Here is a 3057-nt window from a genome sequence, read left to right on the forward strand (position 1 = left end):
GAAACGTGGCTTTTGGCTAAAAAAGTGAAGTAGAACGTGGCTTTTGGTACATGGCATGAAACGCAACGTGGCGTTTGGCATCTGGCCAGGAGTGCTGTGAAATAACGTGTGGCTTCTGGCTGCATGTATACGCAAAGCAGGTACTCAGAAGGTTTACCGCACCAGTTAACCCAACTCCAGATCGGAACATAATGAGATATGGATAAGACATATACGTAGCCACATATCTTTTCTTATATGCTTATAAGACAACAAAGGAGGCTTAAGGGCCTGCCTGTGTCTGATGTTTCCTCAACATGCCAAGCTCTTTTTGCCTTAAGACAGGAGTAGATAAAAGATGCCCAAACCACCCACCGCAAATCCTTCTTTAGCGTTGAATAACGGGCAAGATGGCCCTCATATGCATCGCGCGTTGGATGGTGCTGATAGGTGCAGCGTACGTTGGGCTTTGACGAGAGATGTTACGCCTCCGACAGGCGTGGCACAATTTGACGCAGCGCAGCTTGCTGAATTTCGTATAAAGGTGCTTGCTAAAGGACGTGAGCTTTACCGCGACCTGCCCTGGCGGCGCACACGTGACCCCTATGCAACCTGGCTCAGTGAGGTGATGCTGCAGCAGACACAGGTGGTACGCGTAGATGGTCGCTGGCAAAAGTGGCTTGAGCGCTTTCCTAACGTAGAAGCTCTTGCAGTGGCATCTGTTGCCGATGTGCTTGAGGAATGGCAAGGGATGGGCTACAACCGTCGGGCACTTTCGCTACAAAAAGCCGCGCAGATGATTGTGCATCAAGGTGGAAAGTTTCCTTATGATCTTAAAGGTTTGCTTGCCTTGCCAGGTGTGGGACCTGCTACGGCGGCAGGTATTCGAGCTTTTGCATGGGGACTTCCTGGCATATATCTTGAAACAAACGTGAGGACAGTATTTCTTCACGAACTCTTTCCTCATGAGCTTGATGTGCCCGACAAGAAAATTGCTCCTCTTGTTGAGCAGACCTGTCCTCCTGAAAGCACTGATGAGGCTGATAACCCTCGTAGCTGGTATTATGCCTTGCTTGATTACGGTGCATTTCTTAAAGCAAATCTTCCTAATCCTTCTCGTAGGTCACGTTCGCATGTCAAGCAATCTCGTTTTGAAGGCTCGCATCGTCAGAAAAGAGCGGCTCTCATAAGGCTACTTTTGAAGGCACGTGGCGGAAATGATGCGGATGTTACGTTACTTACCAAAGAACTCTCGAAACTTGAGGAGAAAGCGGGTAGACTCTCCTTAGATGTGACCGAGGTCACGAGTCTGTTGCAAGAGCTTGAAGGGGAGGGCTTTTGCTATCTAGACGAGGGGCGTTGGCATGTCTAACAGTTGAATTGTTTCATGAGAGGAGAGGCCCTTATGGCAGTCGATTTTGAGAATTCCCAGACTAAGAAGAACCTTGAGGCGGCTTTTGCAGGTGAGTCCCAGGCCCACACCAAGTATGAGTACTATGCCAGCAAGGCAAAGAAGGAAGGTTACGTTCAGATCTCCAATATCTTTGCTGAGACTTCTGTTAACGAGAAGGAGCATGCAAAGCTCTGGTTTAAGTATCTTCATGATGGTGATGTGCCTGATACCCTGACCAACCTTAATGATGCAGCTAATGGCGAGAACTATGAGTGGACCGACATGTATGTTGGTTTTGCTGCTACTGCCAAGGAAGAGGGCTTTGCTGAAATTGCAGCAAAGTTTGCTTTGGTTGGTGCGGTTGAGAAGGCTCACGAGGAGCGTTACCGCAAGCTCGCTGAGCACGTTGAGAAGGGCGATGTCTTCACTCGTCCTGGTGTCAAGGTTTGGAAGTGTCTCAACTGTGGCCACCTGCATGTCGGTGCTGAGGCCCCCGCGATCTGCCCCGTCTGCAATCACCCACAGGCATACTTCGAGGAGCAGGTTGTCAACTACTAAGCAGTAGGAAACAGTAGACTCTGCTCTGCTTGACACCGTGGCACTCGAGCTAATAAGCCCACTTCTTTTGGAAGTGGGCTTTTGCATGCAAAGAGCATTTATTACATAGGGATGCGCTGTATTTTTGGCAAGCGACTGAGCAAGAGCTAGTAAAAGTATTTTCTACTGCCACTCATAAAATTTATAAGTATTGGTCATTTATAAATGGGTTTTCAAAAACATCCATTGCAATCTTTAAAATAGTTCATAACGCTGAGCAGAATTTAGTATTTATACAAAAATCGATATACCATTAGCCGACTCTGCTTACTCATTCTTAAGTCCATTTCTCATTATTAAGCTCGTTTGAGCTTAAGTTATTGTCCCTAGGAGGAGAAATGAATCAAAGAAGAATGCTCGCCATTCTTGATGCACGCGCTGCACATAGCGCGTGGTCAAAGCGCAAGATGCTCTTTGGCATCGTTGCGACTCTAGTCACCGCTATGTTGGCTCATCCTGTTGCGGCACATGCCACCGAGCTTCAGCCTCTCAAGGAGCCCGAAGCCATTGTTGTTGCGGTGGCCAGTGATGCTCATGAGACGAGTGTCAAGGAAGACGATCCAGCCACCGTGACTGTGGAGACGCCTGTCGTAGCCAACGATATAACTGTTGCGCCGAGCGAAACTTCTGAGCTTCCTGCCGAAGAAGCCCCCAAAGTTGAAGAGCAGGCTAGTGAAAGTGAAAAGTCACCAGAGGCTGAGGTGAGCAATGCTGCTGCGGCAGATTCCAAGCTTAATGCTGAAGCCAAGCAGCCCGAGACTCTTAAAAAGCAGCCCCAAGCTCCCACTGAACCCACAAAACCTGAATCTGTAATCGACAAGGCTTCCAAGCATGTTGCCGACAAGCTTGGCACCAAGATCATCTTTGACTTTAATGGCGATGGTAAGACGGACGCTGAAGACTGGAAGGCCTATCTCAAGTGGATGAGCGAATTCAAGCCTTTTGACTTTGACCTTGAGACAGGAGATCTGGGTGATGCTCATAACGGTGGTATTCAGATTACCGGTGCTACTCAGATTATTGCGAATGGTTCCAATACATCTCGTACACTGAGCTCTATCGACACCAACCTAGACGTTACCAAGATT

At 48.3% G+C, this 3057-nt stretch carries 3 protein-coding genes; all 3 read left to right on the top strand.

Annotated elements, in window-relative coordinates:
* Positions 1-337: 337 nt before the first annotated feature.
* Positions 338-1351 (top strand): adenine glycosylase, encoded by a 1014-nt coding sequence (locus Q0X25_RS08160; RefSeq protein ID WP_298581105.1) that lies wholly within the window; start codon positions 338-340, stop codon positions 1349-1351.
* A gap of 33 nt (positions 1352-1384) precedes the next feature.
* Positions 1385-1930: a rubrerythrin gene (gene rbr, locus Q0X25_RS08165; RefSeq protein ID WP_298581108.1), complete on the top strand. Its 546-nt coding sequence runs from the start codon at positions 1385-1387 to the stop codon at positions 1928-1930.
* A gap of 377 nt (positions 1931-2307) precedes the next feature.
* Positions 2308-3057, top strand: a 750-nt coding sequence (locus Q0X25_RS08170) for a hypothetical protein (RefSeq protein ID WP_298581110.1), incomplete at its 3' end; no start/stop codon positions are given.

Origin of the sequence: uncultured Olegusella sp., assembly GCF_947253395.1 — a bacterium.
Classification (GTDB): Bacteria; Actinomycetota; Coriobacteriia; order Coriobacteriales; family Atopobiaceae; genus Olegusella.